Below are 25168 nucleotides of genomic sequence, written 5' to 3'. Positions count from 1 at the left end.
AACCAGGCACTCCCGCTCGACGATGCCGCTATGGCGATCACTGAACCGCAAGCGGACGACGCCCTCGCGGACTTCTCGACGCGGCTTGTCGACACCGGAGGTGTCAGCAAGACCGTCTACGTCGGCGGGTCCGGGCCGGCTGTCGTGCTGATGCCCGAGATGCCCGGCATCAGCCCGGACGTCGTCCGCTTGGCACGCTGGATTCGAGACGCGGGATTCACGGTCTATCTTCCGTCGCTGTTCGGTGTCGACGGCGTCTTCCCCACCACCGCCGACGGGGAGAAGGTCGTCCGCCGTGCTTGCGTCAGCGCCGAGTTCCGCGCGTTCGCCGGTGGCGGCACAAGCCCGATCACGGCCTGGCTTCGAGGGTTGGCCAGGACGGCGCTGGCCGAGTGCGGCGGGCCTGGTGTGGGAGCGATCGGGCTGTGTTTCACCGGCAACTTCGCGCTCACCATGACACTCGAACCGGCCGTCATCGCGCCTGTGGTCAACCATCCCTCGCTGCCACTGGACGACCCCGCCGGACTGGAGATCAGCGACGAGGACGCCGCGATGGTGCGCGAGCGCATCGAGCGTGACGGGCTGAAGGTGCTCGCCTACCGTTTCGACAACGACCGGTGGTGCACCGGTCAGCGGTTCGCCGCCTACCAGGCGCTCCTGGGCGACGCGTTCGATGGACGCGTCATCCCGGGCGAGACGGCCAACCCCGAGCCACCCCCCTTCTTCCGTGATGTCGTCGGCTGTCCCCACAGCGTCGTCACAGCCCACCTCGTCGACCAGCAGGGACACCCCACACTGCGCGCCAGAGACGAGATCCTGGCCTTCCTTGCCGAACGGCTCGGCCACGATCCGAGGGGGCATGAAACGCATTGACACACTCTCCGTCCGCGCGCTTCACCCCATAACTCCCGAGTAGGCGCCCGCTCGAAGAGACGTCCGTTGTCCATCCGGCGGGATCGAAGCGCTCTTGGAGGCGACGGAAAGCCGTTGCCCCTCAGGCGATTCCTTGCACTCGTTTCATGTGCGAGCAGTAGACGCGATTGCCGAGCCGCATGTTCTCGGGCAGGTGCTGCGCCGACCAGAATGCGCGCGCGGTGGCCGACGTGCCGATGTCGGTGGTGGCCCAGCGGTAGCTAGGGCGGTGGTTGAGCGCAGCGAGGACCAGCACAGTTCTGAATCGGCGAAGCCGATATGACGGATTGACGTCGACTCGGGTGATGACGCCGCGCTGGTCGGAGTGGTCGTAGCTGACGGTTTGTCCGCTCACCGCCAGGTGGTGCCTGGGATTCAGGCACCTCGCGTGTGCACCTGCGGGGCGGACCGGAAGTCCGCTGCCGGTGCCGGGGCTGTGCCCGCCGCCCTTCATCGTGGTCAACGGTCACGCTCGAGCCGGGTCCACAAGCACACCAGCTCGCTCGTGCTGTAGTCCTGGTTCGGGGTCTCCTGAAGCCGGCCGGGTCGCAGCCAGTGGCCCGCCGGGCATCGAGCAGGTAGATGTGGCCCGGACGTGGCCGGGTCCACGGCCACAGCGGGACGTCGAGGTAGCGTCCGGCCCGCGCGGCGCCCGCCGCGGCGCCGCCGTGTAGGGTCTCGCCACCAATGACATGGCGATCTTCTCTCACCTGCGGCTTCTCGGTTGTCTCACGACGATGTCACCATGATCAGCCTCAAACTCGTGTCGCTTCCTCGCCGAGGCTTTGCGGCCGGATTCCGGCGCGCTCCCCGGTGAGCATGCCCCAACTCCTTCGTGCACAGAGCTACCGGACGGTTACGCGACGGGGATCGAAGACACGCGTCATCGTCAGGGCAGCTCGCCGGCGGCTCAGGAGCCGGCTCGCGAGCACGCCGAGGCGGTTCGTGTGGCCGTCGACGACGACGGGGCCCGGGTTGCGGCTGTGCAGGTGGTTCAGTGCGGTGGTGACGACGTCGTCGGGTGTGCGGAGTTTTCCGGTGGTCAGCACGGCCGCGTCCGGGCCCATGCCCGAGGTGAAGTCGGTGGCGGTGGCGCCGGGGCAGACGGCGAACACGGTGACACCGGTGCCGCGCAGCTCGGCCCACAGTGACTCGGTGAAGCTGAGGGAAAACGCTTTCGTAGCGCCGTAGACCGCCATCCGGGGCGAAGGCAGGTAGGCGGACACGCTGGCGAGGTTGATGACGAATCCGTGGCGGCCGTTCACCATGCCGGGGAGGAAGGCGGCCGTCAGCCGTACCGGTGCCAGGGCGCCCACGGCGATCTCGGCGGAGAGGCGGCTGGGTTCGGATTCGAGGAATGGGGCGAACGATCCGGACGCGGCGTTGTTGATCAGGCCGGTGACGTGGAGGCCCTGCTCGGTGACCGCGTGGTGCAGTTCGTCGGCGGCATCGGGCCGGGCGAGGTCCGTCGGGATCACGTCGATGCGGGCGTCGGTGGCGCGGCGGAGTTCCTCCGCCAGCGAGGTCAGCCGCGCGGCGCGGCGGGCGACGAGCACGAGGTTCGCGCCGCGGGCGGCCAGTGTCCGGGCGAACGCGGCTCCGATACCGGAGCTCGCTCCCGTGAGCAGCACGGTCTGGGCGCGGTAGTCAACGGTCATGCCACCAGGGAACCGGCGGCCGGCGCGCGGGTCCAAGACCTGTTTCGCACCTGGTCATGCACGAGCGGTATCGCGGACGAGCAGCTTCTGCGCGGAACGGACGAACTCCGCGACGAGCGGGTTGGTCTCCACGGCACGGCCGGCGACGACGACCTGGCTCGGCTCGGCCCCGTCGATGGGAACGGCGACCAGGTCGGGACGCAGGGTGAAGCGCCGGTCATCGGCGGGGACGACCGCGATGGCAGTGCCTTCGGCGATGGCTTCGAGTTTGTCGTCGTAGGTCTCGGCGAGGGTGGGTCCCAATGGGGCCGGATCATTGCTTTCGCGGGGTTCGAGGCGCCAAAAGCCGGTCCAGTCCTCGCCCATGCCGGTGCAGCCGACGAGCGGTTCCGACCGGACGTCCGCAACGTTGATGGACTCCTTGCCCGCGAAGCGGTGGGCGGTCGACACCAGGGCGACCAGAGGCTCGGTGTAGAGCGCGGTCACGGCGAGGTCGTCTTCGGGTATCGGCAGTGGTGCGCGGATGACCAGAGCGTCGATCTGCCGGTCCACCAGTGCACCCGCCTCCCGCGAGCTGAGATGACGGGTGCGGACGTGGGCGCCGGGATGGCGGTTTCGCAGGTCGCGGACGGCGGGGGTGATGACCAGATCGTCGGCGTACCCGACGGTGATGGTGCGGGCCGGCGCCGCGGCGCGCGCGGTGAGCACGGCCTGCTCGGCGTTGTGCACCAGTTGCTGCGCTCGGGGCAGGAACGCTGCGCCGGCGGCGGTGAGCCGGCTGCCCTGGCTGGTGCGTTCCAAGAGGCGTACTCCGACTGCGTTTTCCAGCCGCTGGATCTGGCGGCTCAGGGACGGCTGGGCGACCCGCAGCTGTTCGGCCGCGCGGGCGAAGTTCAGCTGCTCGGCGACCACCAGGAAGTACCGGACCAGTCGCAGATCCAGGTCGGGAGCATGTTCGCAGGCTACTCCGCCATGCCGTTCCGGTATGGCGGCGTGCGGATGAGCTGGAGAAAGTAGCCACGGGTCCCGCTCGCCCGGCGCGGCGAGATACGAGACGTACCGGGCGGCGCCGGCGCGACGGCCGCCAGCCGAGAAAGCTGCTGCGGACCCTGGCCGGAATCCTGGTCGCGGCGGCTGTCGCGCGAACCGGTGGTTGCTGCGGCGTGAGGGCGTCGACTCTCCCTGAGACAGTCAGCTAAGAGTCCCAGATGTGTGGGACCTCAGATCGTGCTGCGTGGGAGCAGTCCGCCTAGCACGAGGTTGGCCAGGTCTTCGAGTCGCCGGGTGAGGTCGAACGGGTGCTCGTCGCCGGCCCAGCGCAGGACGGTGGCGAAGTAGCCGGCGGCGAGAACCTGGCCGGCGAGGGCTGGGTCGGCGTCGGGACACAGTTCGCCGCGGTCCTGGCCGCGCCGGATCACGTCGGTCAGCTCGACCTCCAGTGCCGGGCCGCGAAGGGGACTGCCGAAGCGCAGGGACGCGTCCAACAGGGCGGCGGTCTCGCGGCGGGCGCCGGTGTTCAGCTCGGCCATCTCGCGCAGATAGTGCCGGAGCTGCTCAGGGCCGGGCAGGTCCTGGACGTGCTCGCCGACGAGGATCTCGGCGACCCGGGCCCGGCGCCGTCGACCCCATTCCTCGAGGAAGGCCGCCTTCTGCGGATAGTGGTTGAACACCGTTGCGCGGGCGACGTCGGCACGTTCGGCGATCTCGTCCATCGTCGTGGCATCGAAGCCCTTGTCCACGAACAGCGCGAGTGCGGCCTCGTAGAGCCGGTCGCCGACGTTCTTGCGCTTGCGCTCCCGCCGGGTAGGTGCCGCTGGCATGCCCCCAGTAAACACGCCCCTTGACACGCGGCCATCTTCGGATCCAATCTTAGACGTAAGTCCAAAGTTGTACTTGGATCTAGGAACGGATCGCCATGGCTCCCACCTTCACCGCCGGACACGCCGACCTGGCCGGCGGCTGCCATGCGTGGCTGCAGCCGGATGGTGGCTGGGGTTTGAGCAATGCCGGGCTGGTCTCGGGTCGCGGCGAGTCGCTGCTGGTGGACACCCTGTTCGACCTGCGCCTGACCGGCCGCATGCTGGCCGGGCTGGCGCCGGTGACCGCCGACGCGCCGATCAGCACCGTGGTCAACACGCACGGCAACGGGGACCACTGGTTCGGCAACCAGCTGCTGGCCGGCAGCCGGCTCATCGCATCGGCGGCGACCGTCGAGGACATGCGGGCGGTCGGGCCCGCGGAGGTGCGCGCCCTGCTTGCCCATCCCGGTCCGGCCGGTGTCGTCGCTCGCCGGATCTTCGGTGCCTTCCACTTCGGCGAGGTGACCCCCGCCCTTCCCGAGACCACGTTCGAGCGGGAGCTGAACCTGCGCGTCGGTGGAGTCGAAGTGCAGTTGACCGACGTGGGGCCGGCGCACACGGCGGGTGACACGATCGTTCACGTGCCCGCCGCCGGCGTCGTCTACACCGGCGACATCGTGTTCGCCGGTGGCACCCCGATCGTGTGGCACGGCCCGATCGCCAACTGGCTGCGGGCGTGCGACCTGATCGCCGAACTCGGCGCGACCACGATCGTTCCCGGCCACGGCCCGGTCACCACGACCGCGGCCGTGCGTGCGCAGTCGGCGTACCTGCGGTTCGTGCAGGAGGAGGCCGCACTGCGGCACGCGAAAGGCATGACCTTCACCGAGGCGGCGCACGACATCGACCTCGGCGGCTACGCCGCCCTACCGGAGCGGGAACGCCTGATTGTCAACGTGCACGCGGTCTACCGCGAGCTCGATCCCGAGACCCCGGCGCTCGACGGCCCCGCCGTGTTCGCGTGTCTGGGCGAATTCCTGGAGGACCTGCTGTGATCCCCGATGTCGTGGAGAAGACCCCCAGCCGCCTGTCCGCGGGCACCCTGATCGCCGGCTGCGTCGCTGTGTTCCTGGCGCAGACCGGACTCGTGCTGCCTGCCGCCGTCAACGGCGTCATCCAGCAGACACTGCATCTGTCCGGCTCGCAGCTGACCTGGGTCAGCGACGCGTTCCTGGTGCCGATCGCGATGTTCAGCCTCACCTTCGGCGTGTTCGGCGACCGCTATGGCCGCAAGAAGATGCTGGTCATCGGATCGCTGCTGATGCTGGCCGGCTACCTGATCTCGGCGGCGGGCGGCCCGGTCCAGCAGCTGTGGACCGGGCAGGCGCTCTGCGGGATCGGCGCCGCGGCGCTGTTCCCGTCCTCGTTGGCGATCATCACCGCGTCCACGCCCCGGCCCGCTGATCGCGCGAAGGGGCTGGCGGCGTGGACCACCGCGCTGTCCGGCGGCGCGCTGGTCGCGCCGCCGCTGGCCGGTGGCGCCGTCGAGTTCGGCTCGTTCTACTGGGCGTTCGGCGCGGTCGCGGTGCTCGCCGCGGTCAGCGCAGTGCTCACCGTGCTGCTGACAACCGACTCGAGCGCGCCCGAGGGGCGATCGCTGGACTGGCCCGGCCAGATCACCATCGCCGGGGCGCTGCTGGCGCTGCTGTTCGGCGTGATCGAGGGGCCGGGACGCGGCTGGGGCTCGACGGTCGTGGTCACGGCGTTCGTGCTGGCCGCCGCGCTACTGGCCGCGTTCGTCGTCGTCGAGAACCGTACCGAGCGACCGATGCTCAGGCTGGACCTGTTCCGCATACCGGCGTTCGCGGGGGCGGCGGTGGTCGCCGTGGCCGGGATGTTCGGCTTCCTCGGTGGCGCCTATGCGCTGAGCATCCGGCTCGGCGTCATCGCCCACCAGACGCCGCTGCAGGCGGCCGTGCCATTCCTGGTGATCCAGGGCGTCACCCCGTTCGTCTGGCCGCTGCTGGTGCGGCTGCTGCGCCGGGTCGGCCCACGGATCATGCTGGTCGCCGGCCTGCTCGCGATCGCCGCCGGATGGATGTGGCTGGACGCGCTGCCGGTGGCCGCCTCGACCCTGCTCGCGATGCTGCCCGCCCTGCTGTTGCTCGGGTTCGGTTTCGGGCTGCTGGTCTCGGCCATCACCGCGGCGGCGGTCAACGTCGTGCCGATCGAGCTGGCCGGGATGGCCAGCGGAACGACCAGCGTGGTGCGCGACCTCGGCCAAACCCTCGGGCCGGCCCTGATCGGCAGCATCGCACTCAGCCAGTCGGCGAGCATGCTCGCCCCCGAACTGGCCACGCTGCCGCTGCCGGACGCCGCGCAGCACGCCGTCGACGCGGTGTTCGCGGCGGGCGGGCCACTGGCAGTGGCCACCGCGCCGCTCGGCCAGGCGTCCACTGTGGTCGGTCCGATTGCCAGGCAGGCGCTGGAAAACGGCTACGGCATCGGGTTCCAAGTCTCCGCCGCCGCATGCGTGTTCGCCGCGATCGTGGCCGCGATCTTCATCCGAAAAGGACGAACCGTGGAGGCACGCTGATGCGACTGGCCACATTCTCCCAGAACGGCACGTCCAGGGCGGCCGTAGTGGTGGGCGATGAGCTGCACCCGCTGCCTGACGGCGTCACCGTGCTCGACCTGATCGAGCAGGGCAGGCTCCCGGAAGCAGGCGCCCGGCACGAACGTCCGATCCCGCTGGGCTCGGTGCGCCTGCTACCACCCTTGCAGCCGATGGCGATCCGCGACTTCATCACCTTCGAGGAACACATCGAAGGCATCGCCGCCGGCTTCGGCGACGAGGTGGCCCCGGAGTGGTACCAGGCACCGGCGTTCTACTTCACCAATCCCCACGCGCTGCTCGGCGCGCACGACGACGTGCCGATCCCACCCGGCTGCCAGGCCTTCGACTTCGAACTCGAGGTCGCCGCCGTCGTCGGCCGCGCGGGCCACGACCTCACCCCGGACCAGGCCCGCGACCACATCATCGGGTACACCATCCTCAACGACTGGTCCGCCCGCGATCTGCAAGCCCACGAGATGCGGGTCAAGCTGGGTCCGGCCAAGGGAAAGGACAGCGCCACCACACTCGGCCCCTGGCTGGTCACCGCCGACGAGCTCGAGGACCGCCGGAACGCCGACGGCTTCCTGGACCTGAGCATGACCGTGACACGCAACGGCGGGCATATCGGCCAGGACACCCTCGCCAACATGGCCTGGACCTTCGAGGAAATGCTGGCCTACGCCTCTCGCGGCACCTGGGTGCGGCCCGGCGACGTCCTCGGGTCAGGCACCTGCGGCTCCGGTTGCCTCGCCGAACTCTGGGGCCGTCGCGGCAGGCAGGATCCACCGCCCCTGCAACCCGGCGACGTCATCACGATGACCGTCGACGGGCTCGGCGCCATCACCAACACCGTGGTGCCCGGCCCGCTGCCCACGGCGATACCACGAGCTCGCGCTCGATGCCACTCAGGAGCCGGCAAACCTTGAGCTGTGAGGCCGGTGACTCGTCGGCGACGACCGTGCTCATCTGCGGAAGGCTCCTCATGCCCAAAGGGAGAGCTCTGAGCATTTCGCGGGGTCGAGCGGCTCTGTGATGATCATTCGCCGCTGGGCGGAGGTTACCTAATCGGTGAAACAGGCCCGGGCCGGGAGTCTCCCGGCCCGGGCCCGCCCGCCCCGGTCCTACAGGATCGTGATCGCCCGTGGGAGCGGAACTTCGCTGTTGTAGTCGAAGTTTCGCAACGCACGCCTCAAAGCCGACCGCAGTTTCTGCATCCCCCGGACAATCCGGAGACCGGCTGGCATCCTTCTCAGGATGACCGACTTCGCGTTTCGTGCCGCCGCCGGTAGTGTCGTCGGCCGACGGTATTCAGATAATTTCGACGTCGTCCACCTGACACAGGAACCTCTGCTCGCGGTCGTGGCGGACGGCATGGGCGATGGGGAAGGCAGTCGCACAGCCGGCCGCACCACCGTCGATGTCTTCATCGACCACATCCGCACGGCCGGCGACGCCCTCGACGCCGCGACACTCCGGGCCGCCGTCGCGGAAGCCCAAGCACAGGTCGGCGCGGCCGGCCGCCGGATCGGCGAGCTGACCGGCTGCACCCTGACCGCTCTAGCAGCATCCTCGGCCGGACTGTGGCTGGTGCAGATCGGCGACTCCCGCGGTTACCGCCTTCGAGACGGTCTGCTGGAGCAACTGACCGTCGATCACACCATGGCCTGGCTCGGCGCCATCAACGGCTGGTACCCGTTCGATTCACCCGAAGCCCGCTCCGCCCGCTACCAGCTGACCCGGTACATCGGGCACAACGCACACCCTGAACCGGACGTGCTCAACCTCGCCCCACGCCCCAGTGACGTTCTCCTGCTGTGCAGCGACGGCGTCACCGACCAGGTGCCCTACGCCCGAATCCGCGAAGTTCTCCAGGGGGCAGCCACCCCGGACCGGCAGGTACGCCAGCTACTCGCCGACACCGAAAAGGCAGGCGGAGACGACAATGCCACCGCAGTGATCGTCCATGTGACCCTGGGATAGCGCACAGCCGATTCTCCCGAATGACCCCCTTCTCGCCGATGTGGCAAGCCAGCGTTCGCGGGCACGCACGCTGCCGGCACTCCCTCTGCCGACAGGCCATGCTCGGCGACGTCGACCTCGACGCGTTGCGACGCGGAGTCCGCGCGCTCTGGCCACAACCACCCCAGCCGCCTCACACAGCCCCGCAGGAGCGCCCACAGTAAAGGCGCCCGCAGGCTGGGCGGCCGTCAACCGCACATCCGCTACTGCGGCTGATCGAGTGTTGCGACGTCCGGACATGCCGATGAGCGGCGGGCGAGCCGCCGACAACGCCAGGCGATGTGACGGGTTCTGCCCGCCTGTGGCCGCGAGGTGGTCTCCTGGTGCAGGGCCGCGGCCATCCATTCCTGAACGCGGCCGTCTTGTCCGGGTCCGGCTCGGGCGTGCCGTTGATCGTCGCCACCAGGGTGCCGTAACTGACCGTCAGGTTCGTCCCGGTCATGCTCGCTCGCGACTCCGCTGACCGGTTCCGGTAAATGCAGCCATACTCCGCCGGGCCTTGTGCTCACCCGTCATGGCGGCGACGAACCCGGCCGAGTTGGCCACCATCTGTTCGGCGATGTCCCGAGCCTGCACGGAGTCCTCCGGCCTGCTGCGCCGCCTGCGCCTCCAGGAAGAGAACCCGGCGTCGCTCGGCGCGGGCCGGCAGCTCCGGCGTTGCCGACAGCAGTGACCTGAGAGTCGAGGCCCGAGGCCTCAGCGGAAGTCGTTCGCGTGGTCTTCGGCCCATTGTGCGAACGTGTGGGCTGGACGGCCGGTGACGTCCGCGATGACGGTCGATACCTGCGGCGGTGTGGCGGTTCCGGCCTGCCAGGCGGCCATGATCGCGTCGACACCGATGGGCGGCATGGTCTTGCCGAGTTCGGCGCGTGCCTGGTCGACCGAGATCGTCTCGAGGGTGATCTCGCGACCGGCGGCCGCACCGATGTGGCGTACCTGCTGCCGGATGGACAGGGACTCGGGCCCCCGCACGGGGTAGGCGTGGCCGCGGTGCCCCGGCTGGGTCAACGCGGTCACGGCGAGCGCCGCGAGGTCCTTCTCGTGGATGGGCGCTGTCCGCGCGTCCGGGTAGGGCACCCTGACGACGCCCTCGTCGCGGATCGAGTTCCGCCACCACCACAGCGTGTTGGTGGCGAACATCCCGGCCCGGATGAACGTCCACGCCAGACTGGAGTTCTCGATGGCGGACTCGACGGCGATGTGCGCCCGGGCGATCGGGTTGCGCGCGGCATCGGCGTGGACGACGGCCCCGGACGACAGCAGTACCACGTGCTGGACGCCGGCGGACTCGGCCGCCGCCACGAAGCCGTCGATTCCTTCCGGCTTGGCGTAGAGGAACACCCGCTGCGCGCCGTCGAGAACGGCGGGCAGGGTCTCGGGGCTCTCCAGATCGGCCGTGACGGCTTCCGCTCCCGGCGGGAATCCCCTCGGGTGCGGCTTCCGGCTCGTCAACCGCATCTTCTCGCCCACCAGGCTCAGGCCCGCCGCGACATGACGACCGACGTTGCCGCCGGCTCCGAAAACTACTGTGACCATGACGGCAGCGTAGGCCTAGAAGCTTACCGATCGAAAGGACCTACCTTGAGGTAAGCTCCGGATATGGAGGTAGGTTCCCAGGCCGGGCGCGACGCATGGCAGAACATGAGTGACGCGTTCAACAGCGAGTGCCCAGCGCGCGAGGTACTCGAGCACATCACCAGCCGCTGGGCCATGTTGATCCTGGCGGCACTGGGGGAGACACCGCGGCGCTTCTCCCAATTGCATACGACGGTCGGCGGGATCAGCGAGAAGATGCTGTCGCAAACACTGCGCACCCTGGTCCGGGACGGGCTCGTCGTGCGAACGGTCGAGCCCACCACGCCGCCACGGGTCAGCTACGAACTCACTCCACTCGGCCGGGGACTCACCAAGTCACTGGAACAGTTCCTGAGCTGGATCCGGCAGCACACGATCGACGTCGTCACCGCCCAGCGCCGCCACGACCAGCAGCACCAATGAGCCCGCCGCAAGAGCTTGCCTGACCCCACAACCACCCAGGCCCCGTCCGAGCGCCGCACGCGCGCTCCGGCCGCCGGAGGTGGCCCGGCTGGTTCTGAACTGCGCCTCCGATGGGGCTCCGTTGAAACATGGTGAAGATGTCTGCTGACCTGCATTTATTGGCAGAAAACGGCCCTCAGTGACACTCGTCGGCATCAATTCCCGGCGGACTTGTAAACAGGTGGTCAGGCCGTCCACCTCCTGGTGGAGCGCCCGTCGTGCGCAACGCGGATGGCGTCGTTGGGACTGCGAGGGCTGGCCCGCGGCAGCGTGGCTGTCGAACTAGGGGCGATTTAAGGGCGAAATTGCAGGTCGAACGAGGTCGACCGACGTCGACTGAGGGCATGAGCGATTGCAAACATCCCAGCCAGATCGACTGATATCGACTCAAAACGACTCGAACCAATAATCCGGAGGGTTCTTGGTTCGAGTCCTAACGGGGAGCTGAGGCCCAGGTCAACGATCGCGCTTTCTTCGCGTCCGGGGTCGAGGGGAGGATGATCTGATCATTGGTGCTGGGCAGCGGTCGGCGATCGTGATCCGACGTCGTTGTCGTCGGCGGGCTCAGGGCGCCGAGGACGTTGAAGGAGCAGGCCGCGGCTGGGGCGGTGCCGCATCACCGGTTCGGCAAGCACTGCCGGTTCACCCGTGGTGACGTCGCCGAGATCGTGCGGCTCAGTGCTGCCCCGGTGAAGCCACCGCGGCGGCGGGTGTCCGTTGAGGACGTCGCCCAGGACTTCCGCGCCGCGGGATGCGGGCGGAGCAATAGAGAAGAGGAGTCAAGGATGGCCCACGGCCAGGAAGAGCCCGGCACGGGTGAGTGGCGTGCTCGGTACAAGCGTCCCGACGGGACGTGGGGGAGCAGGTCAGGGTTCCCTACCAAGAAGGCGGCTGAGGAGTGGGGGCTCGAGCAGGAGGCCCTGATCCAGCGGGCGATCGGGCCCGGCTCCGGGGCCATCGCCGGATCGTCGCCGACTGACGAGTAGAAGCCCTGCCCCTCCGGGGAGGGACAGGGCTTCTGACCTGCGAAAACATGTGGTGCGCGATACTGGGATTGAACCAGTGACCTCTTCCGTGTCAGGGAAGCGCTCTCCCGCTGAGCTAATCGCGCGAGGTGGAGACGGGATTCGAACCCGTGTACACGGCTTTGCAGGCCGTTGCCTCGCCTCTCGGCCACTCCACCGTGCCAGGCTCGAGAGCCTACCGAGCGGATGACGGGATTCGAACCCGCGACCCTCACCTTGGCAAGGTGATGCGCTACCAGCTGCGCTACATCCGCACTCCCACGCTCCGGATCGGGAGGTCCAGGGCCTCGGCCTTGTCCCTCACCCCGTCGCCGTGGTGTGTGAAAACCATATCGGACCCCGGAGACGGCGGCGACACCGGGGTGTCACTCCGCCGTTGCAAGCCCGTCATCAGGCCAGATCGTGGGGGATGAGGTGGGTGAGCGCGTCGTCGACGTCGACCCACAGGTGCTCGTTGCCCGGCAGCACGACGTCGTACGTGCGGTCGAGGAAGTCGGCGAGCTCCTGGGCCGAGGCTTCGAACATGGCGTGCCCGGACGGCGAGTTCAGCTCGATCAGCACGGACTCGGGGTCCTCGACGGAGGGGCGGATGCGGACGTCCCCGTCGCCGGCGTCGGCCAGGAGGCCATCGGCCAGGAGGTCACGCGCGTACACCCACTCGACCCAGCCGGCGCGGCCGGTGCGGAAGGCGGCGACGACCGCGTACGGGTCGCGTGTGTCGTAGCGCAGCTCCACCTTGACCGGAACCGCGGGAGTCCGCGGCGCCAGCAGGTCGAAGACCGCCGTCGAGCGGAGCGTCACGTGATCGTTGCGCATCGTCCTACCCTTCGTCTCCCTTCCCGGCCCGGCCCGGCCGAGGGCGTCACCACTAAGACGCATCGGGAGGCCGATTCCGTCGCGGGTGCGCCACAGATCACCCGTCCGGGCTCGTCGGCCCCATCTGTCGTCCGTGATCACCCGCGGCGCGCAGCTGACCGGCGCACCCCGCGGGGGTCCACGCCTCCATACTGCGCGGTTTAGTCGCCGGGCGATAGCACCGTCGCACGGGTGTCGAACGTGGCGTCAGGCGGCCCCCGGGCGGAACAACCCCGGCTAGCTCGGGGTTGTTCGTTCCGTACTCGCCAGTAAGCGGAGTGTGGTCGACGAGGACCACCCGTTTGCAGGCCCCCTAAAGTCGTAGGCTAGAGTTCTTCACAACACCGCGAGCGGGCGATTAGCTCAGCGGGAGAGCGCTTCGTTCACACCGAAGAGGTCACTGGTTCGATCCCAGTATCGCCCACGCGAAAGTAGTAGAGCCCCGTTCGCCGAAAGTGCGAGCGGGGCTCTCTCGTTGTGCCCTGCGGGTGGCGACGCAGGGCCCCGGACCCCAGGTCGGGCCCCCTTTCGCGTGGACATCGCCGCGCCGGATGCCGGCCCGCCGAACCGGAGTGAACGATCCGTTCGGATCATCCGTATCAGCTCCTGAGAGCAGTTCGCGCCCGTGCCGCCGAGGCCTGCTGGAACTGCTACCGAAACCTGCCGCTGCGGCGGCCTTCTGTCGAACGGAACCCTCAGGAGGGCCGCATGTGATCCTCGGCACGTAGTGCCGTCGCTTCCGGCGGTCGCCGGCCGTCCGACCGGAGCGCACTGGTTCGCCGGGGACGGGCGACGTGTGACGGAAACCCGCGCCCGTGACGGTGTGGCGACGAATGTCACCATCCGGGGTTGTGGGTACTCGTGCCGACGCGGCGGCGGCCCGATCTGGTCCACTGTGGACCATCGGCGCGCCGAAGTGTCCACAGTAGATTCGCGCGCGCCCGCTCGGCCGTTTGGAGGCGGGTGGTCCACCCGAGTGCGGGTATTGCCTCTCTGACTACGTTCCGTAATTTATCACCGGATACGGTCTATTACGCATCGTCACCATCTTGTTATCTTTGCGGCCATTTTCTGGCGGGGAAGACGGGCAGCGTGTGGCTGGAAACCCTTGTAACGATGCCGAGAGAGCCGCCGATAACTTGCCGTGTGAACCCCTGCGGGCATAGCGCGAAAACCGAATGACGATGACACTGTGAAATCACTTTCGGTGACACTGCGTGCCTGTAGGTCAACCCAATCGTTGTCCCGGGAGGTCAGATGGAAGAGTCGGTGCGGCCTTCTTACACGGTGAGCCAGCCACCGCCGCACATCGACCTCCAGGCCATTCCCCGTCCCGTCACGCGGGACGAGCACGCGGAAGGCGAGCCGGCGGGAACTCCGTCCCCCAAGGCGTTGCCCGCGGCCTGGGAGGCTCGTTACAGAGCTTGGGTCATCGGCAGCGACGTCTTCATCGCGCTGCTGGTGATCGCGATCAGCGCGTTCGTCATCGATCGCGTTGCCCCGCATGACATGCACGCCTTCGGCACGATGCTCGCCGTGTTCGTCTCCCTGCCGGCCAGCCGGGCATGGAGCCCGCGGGTGCTCGGGGAAGGCGCGGAGGAATACCGCACCCTCGGCCGTGGCTTCGTCACCGCGGCCGTCCTGGTCGCACTGGGCGGCCTGCTGTTCGGCGCGCTCGATGTCCAGCTCTGGGTGTTCGTCGTCGTCCCGGCCATCGCGCTCGTCGCCTTCCCGCAGCGGTACCTGCTGCGCCAGGTGCTGCACCGCAAGCGCGCCAAGGGACTGTGCCTGCTGCCGGTGATGGCCGCGGGCAGCCCGGAGACCGTCGCCGACCTCATCGCGCGCACCCGGTCCGAGGTGCACGTCGGCTGGCGCGTCGAGGCGGCCTGCACCTTCACCGGGCACGGCGCCGACCGCGACAGCGGCGAAATCGACGGCGTCCCGGTGGTGGGGCGGCTGGAAGAGCTGTCCCGCCACGTGCGGCGCGGCGGCTACCGGGTCGTGGCGATCACCGCGGACCAGTACTGGAGCCCCAAGCGGCTGCAGCGGCTGGCCTGGGACATGGAAGGCACCGGCGCCGAGATGGTCGTCGCGCCGGTGCTGATGGAGGTCGCCGGGCCCCGGCTCAACGTCACCGGCGTGCTCGGCATGCCGCTGTTGCGGGTCACCGCGCCGAGGTTCACCGGCGGCCGCCGGGTGGTGAAGGAGATCGTCGACCGCATCGGCTCGGCGCTCCTGCTCACCCTGCTTTCGCCGCTGCTGCTCGCGATCGCCGTCGCGATCAAGCTGAACGACCGCGGTCCGGTGATCTACCGCCAGCGCCGCGTCGGCCGCGACGGCGCGACGTTCACCATGCTCAAGTTCCGCACGATGGTCACCGACGCCGACAAAATCCGGCAGACCCTCGCGGCGGACAACGAGGGTGCGGGCCCGCTGTTCAAGATGAAGCGGGATCCGCGTATCACCCGTGTGGGTGGTCTCCTGCGCCGGTACTCGCTCGACGAGCTGCCTCAGCTGTTCAACGTCGTGTCCGGGAAGATGTCGCTCGTCGGCCCCCGGCCGCCGTTGCCGGAGGAGACCGCGCAGTACGCGCCGGACGCCCGGCGCCGGCTGCTGGTGAAGCCGGGACTGACCGGCCTCTGGCAGGTCAGCGGGCGCAGCGACCTCACGTGGGCGGAGAGCATCCGGCTCGACCTGCGCTACGTCGAGGACTGGTCCCTTGCGCTGGACCTGGTGATCCTCTGGAAGACCTTCCGCGCGGTGATGGGTGGGCAGGGCGCCTACTGACCCGTTCCGCACCGCGCCTCGCAGGACCACGGCCGCCGATCCCCGTCGCAGGGGGTCGGCGGCCGTGTCGTCTGTGGGTCACCTCACCGGCCAAGATGGTTGAACGCGAAATAGTTCAATGCTCAACTGAGTTGGAAGGGGGACGGACCCAACGGAAGGAACCTCAGCCCCATGACCACCTTTGCCGAGCAGACCGAGGCCATCCAGCTCCCCGCGGACGTGCAGAACCTGCTGTTCCGCGAGGCGCGCACGGCCAACAGTTTCAGCTCCGAGCCGGTGACCGAGGAGCAGGTCCGCGCGATCTACGACCTCGTCAAGTGGGCCCCGACGTCGATGAACACCCAGCCGCTGCGCGCGCTGGTGCTCCGGACCGCCGAGGCGAAGGCCCGCCTGCTCCCGCACCTGGCCCCGGGCAACCGGGACAAGACCGAAGCCGCGCCGCTGACCGTCGTGCTCGCCGCGGACGTCGACTTCCACGAAAACATCCCCCAGGTGTTCCCGCACAACCCGGGGGTCAAGGACAACTTCGCCGACGAGCAGGGCCGCGTCGAGTTCTCGAAGCTGAACTCGCTGCTGCAGGTCGGCTACTTCATCATCGGCGTGCGCGCGGCCGGGCTCGCCGCCGGCCCGATGACCGGGTTCGACGCCGCCGGTGTCGACCAGGAGTTCTTCGACGGCAAGCCGTGGCGCTCGCTGGTCGTGGTGAACCTCGGCAAGCCGGGGGAGAACCCGTGGTTCGACCGCCTGCCGCGGCTGGACTTCGACCAGGTCGTCGAAACCCGCTGACCCCCGTTCCCCGCTCGGGCAGGCCGTCTCCGTCGCGGAGGCGGCCTGCCTGGCGTTCGCGGACGCGCGTGAGGCGCGCGCGGGCCGCCGACTAGCATCGACGGCGTCATCTCTGTCACTTCAGTTCGAGGAGCCATCGTGTCCCAGTCGCCCCCCGTTTCCCCCGTGGCCGCCTCCCGCGTGGTGGTACCGGCGGGCACTACGGCGGGCGCGGCGGTCCGCGAGGCCGGCCTGCCGACCAAGGGCGAGGACACGATCGTCGTCGTGCGCGACGCCGACGGGAAGCTGCGCGACCTGGCCTGGGCGCCGGAAACCGAAGTCGAGGTCGAGCCGGTCGCCGCGAACACCGAGGACGGACGCAGCGTCATCCGCCATTCGGCGGCACACGTGCTCGCCCAAGCTGTCCAGCAGCAGTTCCCGGACGCCAAGCTGGGCATCGGCCCGCCGGTGAAGGACGGCTTCTACTACGACTTCGCGGTTGACACTCCGTTCACCCCGGAAGACCTGCAGGCGCTCGAAAAGCGCATGAAGCAGATCGTGAAGGGCGCCCAGCAGTTCTCGCGGCGCGTTTTCGACTCCGTCGACGAGGCGAAAAAGGAACTGGCGGACGAGCCGTTCAAGCTCGAGCTCGTCGACCTCAAGTCCGAAGTGGACACCTCCGAGGTGATGGAGGTGGGCGAGGGCGAGCTCACCATCTACGACAATCTCGACCCGCGCACCAAGGAACGTGTCTGGAGTGACCTCTGCCGTGGTCCGCACGTGCCGACCACGAAGTTCATCCCCGCGTTCAAGCTGACCCGCGTCGCCGCGGCGTACTGGCGGGGGAGCGAGAAGAACCCGCAGCTGCAGCGGATCTACGGCACCGCGTGGGAGTCGGCGGAGGCGCAGGACGCCCACCTCGAGCGCGTCGCCGAGGCCGAGCGCCGCGACCACCGCAAGCTCGGCGCCGAGCTCGACCTGTTCTCCTTCCCCGAGGAGATCGGCTCCGGCCTGCCGGTGTTCCACCCGAAGGGCGGCATCATCCGCCGTGAGCTGGAGAACTACTCGCGCCGCCGCCACGAGGAGGCCGGCTACGAGTTCGTGAACACCCCGCACATCAGCAAGGGCGAGCTGTTCCACACCTCCGGCCACCTGCCCTACTACGCGGACACGATGTTCCCCCCGGTGCAGTTCGACGAGGAGAACTACTACCTCAAGGCCATGAACTGCCCGATGCACAACCTGATCTTCCGCTCGCGCGGGCGGTCCTACCGCGAGCTGCCGCTGCGGCTGTTCGAGTTCGGCACCGTGTACCGCTACGAGAAGTCGGGCGTGGTGCACGGCCTGACCCGCGTGCGCGGGCTGACCATGGACGACTCGCACATCTACTGCACCAAGGAGCAGATGCCGGGCGAGCTTCGGTCGCTGCTGAAGTTCGTGCTCGACCTGCTCGCCGACTACGGCCTCTCGGACTTCTACCTCGAGCTGTCCACCCGCGGCGACTCGGACAAGTTCATCGGCGAGGACTGGGAGTGGGAGGAGGCCACCGAGACGCTGCGGCAGGCCGCCGTCGACTCCGGCCTCGAGCTGGTCCCCGACCCCGGTGGCGCGGCGTTCTACGGCCCGAAGATCTCGGTGCAGGCGAAGGACGCGATCGGCCGCACCTGGCAGATGTCGACCATCCAGCTGGACTTCAACCAGAACAAGCGGTTCGAGCTGGAGTACACCGCGCCGGACGGCACCCGCCAGCGGCCGGTGATGATCCACCGGGCGCTGTTCGGCTCGATCGAGCGGTTCTTCGGCGTGCTGACCGAGCACTACGCGGGCGCGTTCCCGGCGTGGCTCTCGCCGGTCCAGGTGGTCGGCATCCCGATCACCGCAGACCAGGTCGAGCACCTGCAGGACGTCGAGAAGGCGTTGCGCGCCAAGGGGATCCGCGCGGAGGTCGACGCGAGCGACGACCGGATGCAGAAGAAGATCCGCACGCACACGACGCAGAAGGTGCCGTTCATGCTGCTGGCCGGCGCGAAGGACGTCGAGGCGGGCGCGGTGTCGTTCCGCTTCCGCGACGGCGGCCAGATCAACGGGGTGCCGGTGGCCGACGCCGTCGCCGCCATCGCCGGCTGGATCGAGCGCCGCGAGAACGCGTCGCCGTCGGCCGAGGCGCTGGAGACGGTCGTTCGGTGAGTGACGGTCCCGAGCACGTCGAACAGCAGGGCGCCGGGGTCCAGGACGCGTTCCAGCGGCTCTGGACCCCGCACCGGATGGCCTACATCAAAGGCCAGGACAAGCCGGAGGACGACGAGGAGCACGGCTGCCCGTTCTGCCGCATCCCTTCCCTGGACGACAAGACGGGGTTGATCGTCGCGCGCGGCGAGTTGGTGTACGCGGTGCTGAACCTGTACCCGTACAACCCGGGCCACCTGATGGCGGTGCCGTACCGGCACGTCGCGGACTACACCGAGCTGACGCCCGCGGAGACGCGGGAGGTCGCGGAGTTCACGCAGCACGCGATGAAGGTGATCCGCGCGGTGTCCGGTGCGCACGGGTTCAACATCGGCCTCAACCAGGGCGTCATCGCGGGCGCGGGGATCGCGGCGCACCTGCACCAGCACCTGGTGCCACGCTGGGGCGGCGACGCGAACTTCATGCCGGTCATCGGTCAGACGAAGGTGCTGCCCCAGTTGCTGGGGGAAACACGGGACCTGCTCGCCGACGCCTGGTAAAGCCGGCCGGCTTGGCCTGCGACGATGACTGATTGAGTGTTCAATCAGGGGTATGATGGGGCTATGTCCGAAACCCGCTGGCTCAGCGACGACGAGCAACGCGTCTGGCGTGAGTTCAACGCGGCCACCCGGATGCTGAGCGCGCACCTCGAGGGTCAGCTGCAGCACGACTCGGGCATGCCGCACACCTACTACGAAGTGCTCGTGGCCCTCTCGGAAGCGCCCGGCCGCCGGCTGCGGATGAGCGAGCTCGCCGACGCGCGGCAGGCGTCGCGAAGCCGCCTTTCGCACGCGGTCGCGCGGCTGGAGGCGAACGGCTGGGTGCGCCGCGAGGCCTGCCCGACCGACAAGCGCGGGGCCTGGGCCGTGCTGACGAAGGAAGGCTTCGCCGCGCTCGAAGCCGCCGCGCCCGGGCACGTCGAGGCCGTCCGGGAGAGCCTGTTCGACCCGCTGACGCCGGAGCAGGTGACCGCGCTCGGCGAGATCAGCGCGGCGATCCGCCGCAGGCTGTCGCCGAAGTGCGCCGCCGCGGCGGCCGCCGAAGAGGCCCGTGAGTACTCCGGCGAGGTCGTCGGGTTGCCGAAATCCGGCTGAGCCGGGGCGGCGCGTCGGCTCGGCCGCGACGGGTCGATAGGCTGCCATCGCCCCCCGACCCTCGTAGCCAGGTGCCTCAGACGAACCGATGCTCAATATCTTCGCGCGTGCCTCCGTCTCCCGCGTCACCGATCCGATCGGCCAGGCGCTGGTCCGGGCCGGGCTGACCCCCAACGTGATGACCGTGTTCGGCACCGCCGGCGCGGTCGTGAGTGCCCTGGCCTTCTTCCCGAACGACCACCTGCTGTGGGGCACCTTCACGGTGTGGGGCTTCGCCATGCTCGACATCCTCGACGGCGCCATGGCCCGTGCCCGCGGCTACGGCACCCCGTTCGGCGCCGTGCTCGACGCGACCTGCGACAGGCTGGTCGACGGCGCGTTGTTCGCCGCCATCGCCTGGTGGTGCTTCGTCGTGGACGACAACCACCCGGCCGCCGCCGCCGCGCTGCTGTGCCTGGTGCTCGCCCAGGTCATCTCCTACGTCAAGGCCCGTGCCGACGCCTCGGGCCTGCCGGTCGACGGCGGGCTCGTCGAACGCGCCGAGCGGCTGATCATCGCCCTGGTCGGCACCGGCCTGCACGGCTTCGGCATCCCGTACACCGTCGACGTCACGCTCTGGCTGCTGGCCGCCGGCTCCGTCGTGACCCTGCTGCAGCGCTTCGCCGCCGTGGCGAAGGCGGCCCGCGAGGCCGCCGCCGGGGAGCGACCGGCGTGAGCGGGCTGACCGAGCGGCTGAGCGCCATCGGCTACGCGGCGGGCTGGCGGCTGGCCGGCTGGCTGCCCACCGGGTTCGGCAGCGCGGTCTTCTCGCTCGGCGCCGACCTCGCCGTCCGGCGCGACAGCGGGGGAGTGCGGCAGCTGCGCGCGAACCTCGCCCGTGTCGTGCCGCAGGCCGACCAGGCCGAGCTGGACGAGCTGACGCGGCGCGCGATGCGGTCGTACGCCCGGTACTGGCACGAGACGTTCCGGCTGCCGTCGATGGACCACAAGGAGGTCAGCGCCAAGGTCGCGGCCTCGATCACCGGCGTGGAAAACCTCGACGCCGCGCTCGCCGAGGGCAACGGCGCGGTGATGGCGCTGCCGCACAGCGGGAACTGGGACATCGCCGGCGTGTGGCTGGCCGACTACCTGGGTGGCTTCACGACCGTCGCCGAGCGGCTGAAGCCCGAGTCGCTCTACCGCCGGTTCGTCGCGTACCGCGAGTCGCTCGGTTTCGAGATCGTGCCGCTCACTGGTGACAGCTCGGCGATGCGCGTGCTGCTGAAACGGCTGCGCGAGAACAAGGCCGTCTGCCTGGTGGGCGACCGCGACCTGACCACGAGCGGGATCCCGGTGAAGTTCTTCGGCGAGCAGGCCCGGATGCCGGGCGGCCCGGCGCGGCTGGCGGCGACCACCGGGGCGGCGCTGATCCCGGCCGGCTGCTGGTTCACCGAGGACGGCTGGCAGATCCGCCTGCACCCGCGCATCCGGGTCACCGCGCGGGCCGAGGTCCCGGCCGCGACCCAGGCGCTGGCCGACATCTTCGCCGGCGACATCGCCGCGCACCCGGCCGACTGGCACATGGTGCAGAAGTTCTGGCCGGCCGACCTCGAGGCCGGCGAGCGGGTCAGCCTCGAAGAAGCGAGCTGAGCGTGGCCGCGCGGCCGATGCGGGTCGGGATCGTCTGCCCCTACTCGTTCGACGTGCCCGGCGGGGTCCAGGGGCACGTGATCGACCTGACGAAGGCGCTGCTCGCGCGCGGGCACCAGGTGTCCGTGCTCGCTCCCGCCGACGAGGACGCGGACCTGCCGGAGTTCGTGCACCCCGCGGGCAAGGCGCTCGGGATCCCGTACAACGGCTCGGTGGCGCGGCTGCAGTTCGGCCCGGTGTCCTACGCCCGGGTGCGGCGCTGGATCCGCGACGGCGACTTCGACGTCCTCCACCTGCACGAACCGGCCGCGCCCAGCCTGTCGCTGCTGGCGCTGCTCATCGCGGACGGCCCGATCGTGGCGACCTTCCACACCGCGACGACGCGCTCGCGCACGCTGTCGGCGTTCCAGCCGGTGCTGCGGCCGCTGCTGGAGAAGATCACGGCGCGGATCGCGGTGTCCGCGCTGGCCCGCCGGGTCCAGGTGGAGCACGCGGGCGGCGACGCCGTCGAGATCCCCAACGGCGTCGACGTCGGGTTCTTCTCCTCGGCGACGCCGTTGCCGGGCTACCCGCGGGCCGGCGGCACGGTCGGGTTCGTCGGCCGGTTCGGCGAGCCGCGCAAGGGCATGGGCGTGCTGCTGGAGGCCCTGCGGCGGATCCTGCCGGAGTTCGAGGACCTGCGGCTGGTCGTCGTCGGCCGCGGGGACGAAGACCAGCTGCGCCGTGACGCCGGGCCGGAGCTGGCGCCGCACCTGGAGCTGCTCGGCCAGGCCGACGACGCCACCAAGGCGCGGGCGCTGCGCAGCGTCGACGTCTACTGCGCGCCGAACACCGGCGGCGAGAGCTTCGGGATGATCCTGACCGAGGCGATGGCGGCGGGAACCCCGGTGCTGGCCAGCGGGCTCGACTCGTTCCGGCGGGTGCTCGACGACGGCCGCGCCGGGCAGCTCGTGGAGACCGGCGACCCGGCCGCCCTCGCGGACGGCCTGCGCGACCTGCTCGGCGACCCGGCGCGCCGGGCGTCGCTGGCCGCGGCGGCGGGGGAGCGGGTCACGATGTTCGACTGGTCGGTCGTGGCCACGCAGGTGCTGCGGGTTTACGAGACGGCGGTCGCCGCCGACCCGCGCCGCGTCGCGGCGCCGGAGCGGGAGTTCGCCCGGTGAGCGTGCTCGGCTGGCTGCTCCCGCTGCTCGCGCTGGTCGTCGTGCTGGGTGGGCTGTTCCTGGTGGCGACGGCGAATCGGCTCGACCGGCTGCACGTCCGGACGGACGCGTGCTGGGCCGCCCTCGACGCGGCGCTGGCGCGCCGGGCGGTCGTGGCGCGCGCGGTCGCGGTGGTGTCGGGTGAGACGGCGCTGCGGACGTCGGCCGAGCGTGCCGAAGCGGCGATGCGGCCCGACCGGGAAACGGCGGAGAACGAGCTGACGCTGCTTCTGAGCCGCGTCGACCGGACGTGCCTGCCGGCCGAGCTGGCCGAGGAGCTGACCGACGCCGAGCACCGGGTGGTGATCGCCCGCCGCGTCCACAACGACGCCGTCCGCGACACCCTGAGGCTGCGCCGGCGCCGGAAGGTGCGCTACTTCCGGCTGGCCGGGACCGCGCCGCTGCCGGAGTACTTCGAGTTCGCCGAGCCGGAGGTCTGAGATGTGGTGGGTGGTCGTCGAGGAGCAGCGCGGCGCGGGCGACGGCCGGACCTGGTCCCTGTCGGACACGTTCTCCTTCGCCGACCGGGAGACCGCCGAAGCCGAGGCACTCCGGCTCGCCCGCGAGTACCAGCCCGTCTACCCGTGGTCGCCGAAGAAGCGGAAGGTGCTGCGGACGGCGGGCGGGTACCTGGTGATCGTCGAGGGCCGGGCGTCGACGTTCCATTTCCGGCTGACCCTGGGCGAGCAGATCGACGACTGACGCCGGGCCGGCCCTCGCATTCGGCCCGGAGGCACAACTGCCGCCGAGATAGGCCGAGAAGTTGCCGGAGCCTTTCTGGTGATCAGCAGAACCATCCCTTTCCCGCCGATGACCGGAGTCGCGTCATCCCCATCTGTCCCACCTCCTTCCGCGAACCGCGGTGCCGGCCTTCGGGACCGCCAGGACAGTCAACCGCATTCACGTACCGGCACGGAAATGATTTGATCCGGTTCGAATCCGAAACGTGACTGCTAGCCTGGAGGCCGTGATCACGTTGCGTGCGGACGCCGGGACAATGGCGCGGGTCCGGTTTTCGTTTTCGCCGGCGCAGGAGGTGATGGCCTGGTTGAAACTGACGGCGAAAGGAGATCGTCATCCCGTTTTCGGAGATCCCGGACCGTCGGCGCGAGCAGCGCTGGCACACCCGGACGTCGAGCTGGTGTCCGACCTCCTGCCGCCTGACGGGGCGACCTACGTCCCGGATCTGCTGACGCCCCGCCCGGGCGCCGGCGGCAGCTGTGGCGAACTGTTCGACGAACAACTCGCCGCGGTCGAGTCGACCAGCCAGGACGACCTCGAAAGCCAGGTGTGCGCGAGCATCTCCACGTACTGGGGGCGCCCGGCACCCGTCGCCGTCCAACGGCGCATGGAAGCCGGTGACCTGCCGAAACGCCTGGCCGCTGGGCTCGGACGGTTCTGGCGCGAGGCACTGGCCGACAGCTGGCCGGCACTCCAGCCGGTGATCGACCGGGACATCGCGGACCGGGCGGCCGTGCTGGTGTCCTTCGGGCTGGGCAGGCTGTTGAACAGCGTGCACCCCGGCATCGCGTGGACCGGCGACGCCGTCACCATCGACAAGCCCTGGACCGGCGAAATCGACGTCACCGGCCGCGAACTGGTCCTGGCACCCGGCGTGCTCGGCGGGCCGAGCCTGCTCGTTCAGGTCGACAAGCCGGACGAGGTGGTTCTCTACGTCCCGGTGCGGAAAGCGGGAGCCGGCACCCGACGGCATTGCGGACGTCTCGCCGCCGTGATCGGCGAGACACGCGCCATCCTGCTCGACGAACTCGAGGGAGCACGCTCCACGACCGACCTCGCTCGAAGACTGGGCTACGCCCCGGGAACGATCTCCTACCACCTCGGCGCGATGCACCGAGTCGGCCTGGTCACGAAGCGCCGGGAAGGCCGGCAGGTGCTCTACACGCGAACGTCACAGGCGCAGGCCCTCCTGTCCGAATGACGGCACACGTGTTCTCCGGGACGACACGGGGAACAATGGCGGCATGAGTGAACCCGAAGCCTGCGACGTCGCCCACGGCACGGCTCCCGCTGGCCCCGGGGTGCGGACGCTGGTGGCGGTCTTCGCGTCGCCGGTGTCGCGGTACCTGCTGAAGTTCGCCCGGGACCTCGGGTACCACGTCGCGTTGTACGAGCCCGACCCCGCGCGCGTCACCGACGTGCCCGACGGCTTCGCGGCGGACACCACGCTGCCGCCGCTCGGCGCGTCCGCCGACGTGGTCGTCACCGATCACCACCGGCCCGAGCTCGGTGCGGTGCTGCAGGCCGCGCTGGCGGGGGAGCCGCGCTGGGTCGGGGTGCTCGGCAACCCGCGCCACCCCGGCCCGCACGTGGCCGCGCTGCAGGGACTGGGCGTGCCGGACGCCGAGATCGCCCGGGTGCACCGGCCGGTCGGGCTGAACATCGGCTCGCGGACCCCGCCGGAGATCGCGCTGGCCACGCTCGCCGGGCTGGTGGCCGACCGGAACGGCCGCCCGGGCGGCTTCGACTTCTCATAGCCCTGGCCGGTTCCCGTAACTCGCGTGATCGGAGCCGTAACTCGC

Annotated in this window: 24 protein-coding genes and 4 tRNA genes; 19 read left to right on the top strand and 9 right to left on the bottom strand. The window is 69.8% G+C overall.

The window, feature by feature from the left end:
- Positions 1 to 30: 30 nt before the first annotated feature.
- On the top strand, positions 31 to 873 hold the full coding sequence (locus AB0M82_RS09385) for a dienelactone hydrolase family protein (protein ID WP_364719117.1): 843 nt from the start codon (positions 31 to 33) through the stop codon (positions 871 to 873).
- A gap of 121 nt (positions 874 to 994) precedes the next feature.
- Here AB0M82_RS09385 and AB0M82_RS09380 read toward each other — a convergent pair whose 3' ends face one another.
- From AB0M82_RS09380 to AB0M82_RS09365, 4 genes are all read right to left on the bottom strand, one after another.
- Positions 995 to 1267, bottom strand: coding sequence for a hypothetical protein (locus AB0M82_RS09380; protein ID WP_364719115.1), 273 nt, complete (start codon positions 1265 to 1267; stop codon positions 995 to 997).
- A 490-nt stretch (positions 1268 to 1757) separates the two neighbouring features.
- Positions 1758 to 2570: an SDR family oxidoreductase gene (locus AB0M82_RS09375; RefSeq protein ID WP_364719113.1), complete on the bottom strand. Its 813-nt coding sequence runs from the start codon at positions 2568 to 2570 to the stop codon at positions 1758 to 1760.
- Between the two features lie 54 nt (positions 2571 to 2624).
- Entirely contained in the window at positions 2625 to 3500 is an 876-nt protein-coding gene (locus AB0M82_RS09370) for a LysR family transcriptional regulator (protein ID WP_364719472.1), read from the bottom strand.
- A gap of 290 nt (positions 3501 to 3790) precedes the next feature.
- A complete protein-coding gene (locus tag AB0M82_RS09365) occupies positions 3791 to 4390 on the bottom strand; it encodes a helix-turn-helix domain-containing protein (protein WP_364719111.1) in 600 nt (199 codons plus the stop codon).
- Positions 4391 to 4485: 95 nt separating this feature from the next.
- Between AB0M82_RS09365 and AB0M82_RS09360 the strand changes: the two genes are divergently transcribed.
- The 4 genes from AB0M82_RS09360 (at position 4486) to AB0M82_RS09345 (ending at position 8966) form a co-directional block, all read left to right on the top strand.
- On the top strand, positions 4486 to 5424 hold the full coding sequence (locus AB0M82_RS09360; RefSeq protein ID WP_364719109.1) for an MBL fold metallo-hydrolase: 939 nt from the start codon (positions 4486 to 4488) through the stop codon (positions 5422 to 5424).
- The gene (locus AB0M82_RS09355) at positions 5421 to 6965 is read left to right on the top strand and encodes an MFS transporter (RefSeq protein WP_364719106.1); all 1545 of its coding nucleotides are present in this window, start codon (positions 5421 to 5423) and stop codon (positions 6963 to 6965) included. The genes AB0M82_RS09360 and AB0M82_RS09355 overlap by 4 nt, the downstream gene beginning before the upstream one ends.
- Positions 6965 to 7912, top strand: coding sequence for a fumarylacetoacetate hydrolase family protein (locus tag AB0M82_RS09350; protein WP_364719104.1), 948 nt, complete (start codon positions 6965 to 6967; stop codon positions 7910 to 7912). Before AB0M82_RS09355 ends, AB0M82_RS09350 begins: the two co-directional genes overlap by 1 nt.
- A gap of 328 nt (positions 7913 to 8240) precedes the next feature.
- Positions 8241 to 8966, top strand: coding sequence for a protein phosphatase 2C domain-containing protein (locus AB0M82_RS09345; RefSeq protein WP_364719102.1), 726 nt, complete (start codon positions 8241 to 8243; stop codon positions 8964 to 8966).
- A 735-nt stretch (positions 8967 to 9701) separates the two neighbouring features.
- Here AB0M82_RS09345 and AB0M82_RS09340 read toward each other — a convergent pair.
- Complete coding sequence (locus tag AB0M82_RS09340; protein ID WP_364719099.1) at positions 9702 to 10541, bottom strand: NAD(P)H-binding protein; 840 nt, start codon at positions 10539 to 10541, stop codon at positions 9702 to 9704.
- A 63-nt stretch (positions 10542 to 10604) separates the two neighbouring features.
- Between AB0M82_RS09340 and AB0M82_RS09335 the strand changes: the two genes are divergently transcribed.
- On the top strand, positions 10605 to 11003 hold the full coding sequence (locus AB0M82_RS09335; protein ID WP_364719096.1) for a helix-turn-helix domain-containing protein: 399 nt from the start codon (positions 10605 to 10607) through the stop codon (positions 11001 to 11003).
- A 1075-nt stretch (positions 11004 to 12078) separates the two neighbouring features.
- On the opposite strand, the gene AB0M82_RS09330 is transcribed toward AB0M82_RS09335, so the two are convergent.
- The 4 genes from AB0M82_RS09330 to AB0M82_RS09315 all read right to left on the bottom strand — a co-directional run bounded on the left by AB0M82_RS09330 (position 12079) and on the right by AB0M82_RS09315 (position 12883).
- Positions 12079 to 12153, bottom strand: a tRNA-Val gene (locus AB0M82_RS09330).
- Between the two features lies 1 nt (position 12154).
- Positions 12155 to 12225 (bottom strand) — tRNA-Cys (locus AB0M82_RS09325).
- A 23-nt stretch (positions 12226 to 12248) separates the two neighbouring features.
- Positions 12249 to 12321: transfer RNA gene (locus AB0M82_RS09320), tRNA-Gly, on the bottom strand.
- 136 nt (positions 12322 to 12457) lie between these two features.
- Positions 12458 to 12883: an SsgA family sporulation/cell division regulator gene (locus tag AB0M82_RS09315; protein ID WP_033293569.1), complete on the bottom strand. Its 426-nt coding sequence runs from the start codon at positions 12881 to 12883 to the stop codon at positions 12458 to 12460.
- A 391-nt stretch (positions 12884 to 13274) separates the two neighbouring features.
- On the opposite strand from AB0M82_RS09315, the gene AB0M82_RS09310 reads away from it, so the two are divergent.
- The 13 genes from AB0M82_RS09310 (at position 13275) to AB0M82_RS09250 (ending at position 25123) form a co-directional block, all read left to right on the top strand.
- Positions 13275 to 13346, top strand: a tRNA-Val gene (locus tag AB0M82_RS09310).
- A gap of 833 nt (positions 13347 to 14179) precedes the next feature.
- Positions 14180 to 15709 (top strand): sugar transferase, encoded by a 1530-nt coding sequence (locus tag AB0M82_RS09305; protein ID WP_364719095.1) that lies wholly within the window; start codon positions 14180 to 14182, stop codon positions 15707 to 15709.
- A gap of 171 nt (positions 15710 to 15880) precedes the next feature.
- Positions 15881 to 16495 carry a malonic semialdehyde reductase gene (locus AB0M82_RS09300; RefSeq protein WP_364719093.1) on the top strand — a complete coding sequence of 205 codons (615 nt, stop codon included), beginning with the start codon at positions 15881 to 15883 and terminating at the stop codon, positions 16493 to 16495.
- Between the two features lie 138 nt (positions 16496 to 16633).
- Complete coding sequence (gene thrS, locus AB0M82_RS09295; protein ID WP_364719090.1) at positions 16634 to 18661, top strand: threonine--tRNA ligase; 2028 nt, start codon at positions 16634 to 16636, stop codon at positions 18659 to 18661.
- On the top strand, positions 18658 to 19200 hold the full coding sequence (locus AB0M82_RS09290) for an HIT domain-containing protein (protein ID WP_364719088.1): 543 nt from the start codon (positions 18658 to 18660) through the stop codon (positions 19198 to 19200). Before thrS ends, AB0M82_RS09290 begins: the two co-directional genes overlap by 4 nt.
- Before the next feature lie 63 nt (positions 19201 to 19263).
- Complete coding sequence (locus tag AB0M82_RS09285; protein WP_364719086.1) at positions 19264 to 19794, top strand: MarR family transcriptional regulator; 531 nt, start codon at positions 19264 to 19266, stop codon at positions 19792 to 19794.
- An 88-nt stretch (positions 19795 to 19882) separates the two neighbouring features.
- The gene (gene pgsA, locus AB0M82_RS09280; protein WP_364719083.1) at positions 19883 to 20509 is read left to right on the top strand and encodes a phosphatidylinositol phosphate synthase; all 627 of its coding nucleotides are present in this window, start codon (positions 19883 to 19885) and stop codon (positions 20507 to 20509) included.
- Entirely contained in the window at positions 20506 to 21423 is a 918-nt protein-coding gene (locus tag AB0M82_RS09275; protein WP_364719080.1) for a phosphatidylinositol mannoside acyltransferase, read from the top strand. Before pgsA ends, AB0M82_RS09275 begins: the two co-directional genes overlap by 4 nt.
- Positions 21424 to 21440: 17 nt before the next feature.
- Positions 21441 to 22586, top strand: a complete 1146-nt coding sequence (locus tag AB0M82_RS09270; RefSeq protein WP_364719469.1) for a glycosyltransferase family 4 protein — start codon at positions 21441 to 21443, stop codon at positions 22584 to 22586.
- Entirely contained in the window at positions 22583 to 23065 is a 483-nt protein-coding gene (locus tag AB0M82_RS09265) for an NUDIX hydrolase (protein ID WP_364719077.1), read from the top strand. The genes AB0M82_RS09270 and AB0M82_RS09265 overlap by 4 nt, the downstream gene beginning before the upstream one ends.
- 1 nt (position 23066) lies before the next feature.
- Positions 23067 to 23327, top strand: a complete 261-nt coding sequence (locus AB0M82_RS09260; protein WP_364719075.1) for a hypothetical protein — start codon at positions 23067 to 23069, stop codon at positions 23325 to 23327.
- A 265-nt stretch (positions 23328 to 23592) separates the two neighbouring features.
- Positions 23593 to 24567 carry a DUF5937 family protein gene (locus tag AB0M82_RS09255; RefSeq protein WP_364719073.1) on the top strand — a complete coding sequence of 325 codons (975 nt, stop codon included), beginning with the start codon at positions 23593 to 23595 and terminating at the stop codon, positions 24565 to 24567.
- Positions 24568 to 24610: 43 nt separating this feature from the next.
- Entirely contained in the window at positions 24611 to 25123 is a 513-nt protein-coding gene (locus tag AB0M82_RS09250; protein ID WP_364719070.1) for an XdhC family protein, read from the top strand.
- Positions 25124 to 25168 lie beyond the last annotated feature (45 nt).

The sequence above is a fragment of the Amycolatopsis sp. NPDC051128 genome (assembly GCF_040682715.1).
Taxonomy (GTDB): Bacteria; Actinomycetota; Actinomycetes; order Mycobacteriales; family Pseudonocardiaceae; genus Amycolatopsis.
The sequence above is the reverse complement of the archived record's forward strand: the minus strand, read 5'-3'. Positions and strand labels throughout refer to the sequence as shown.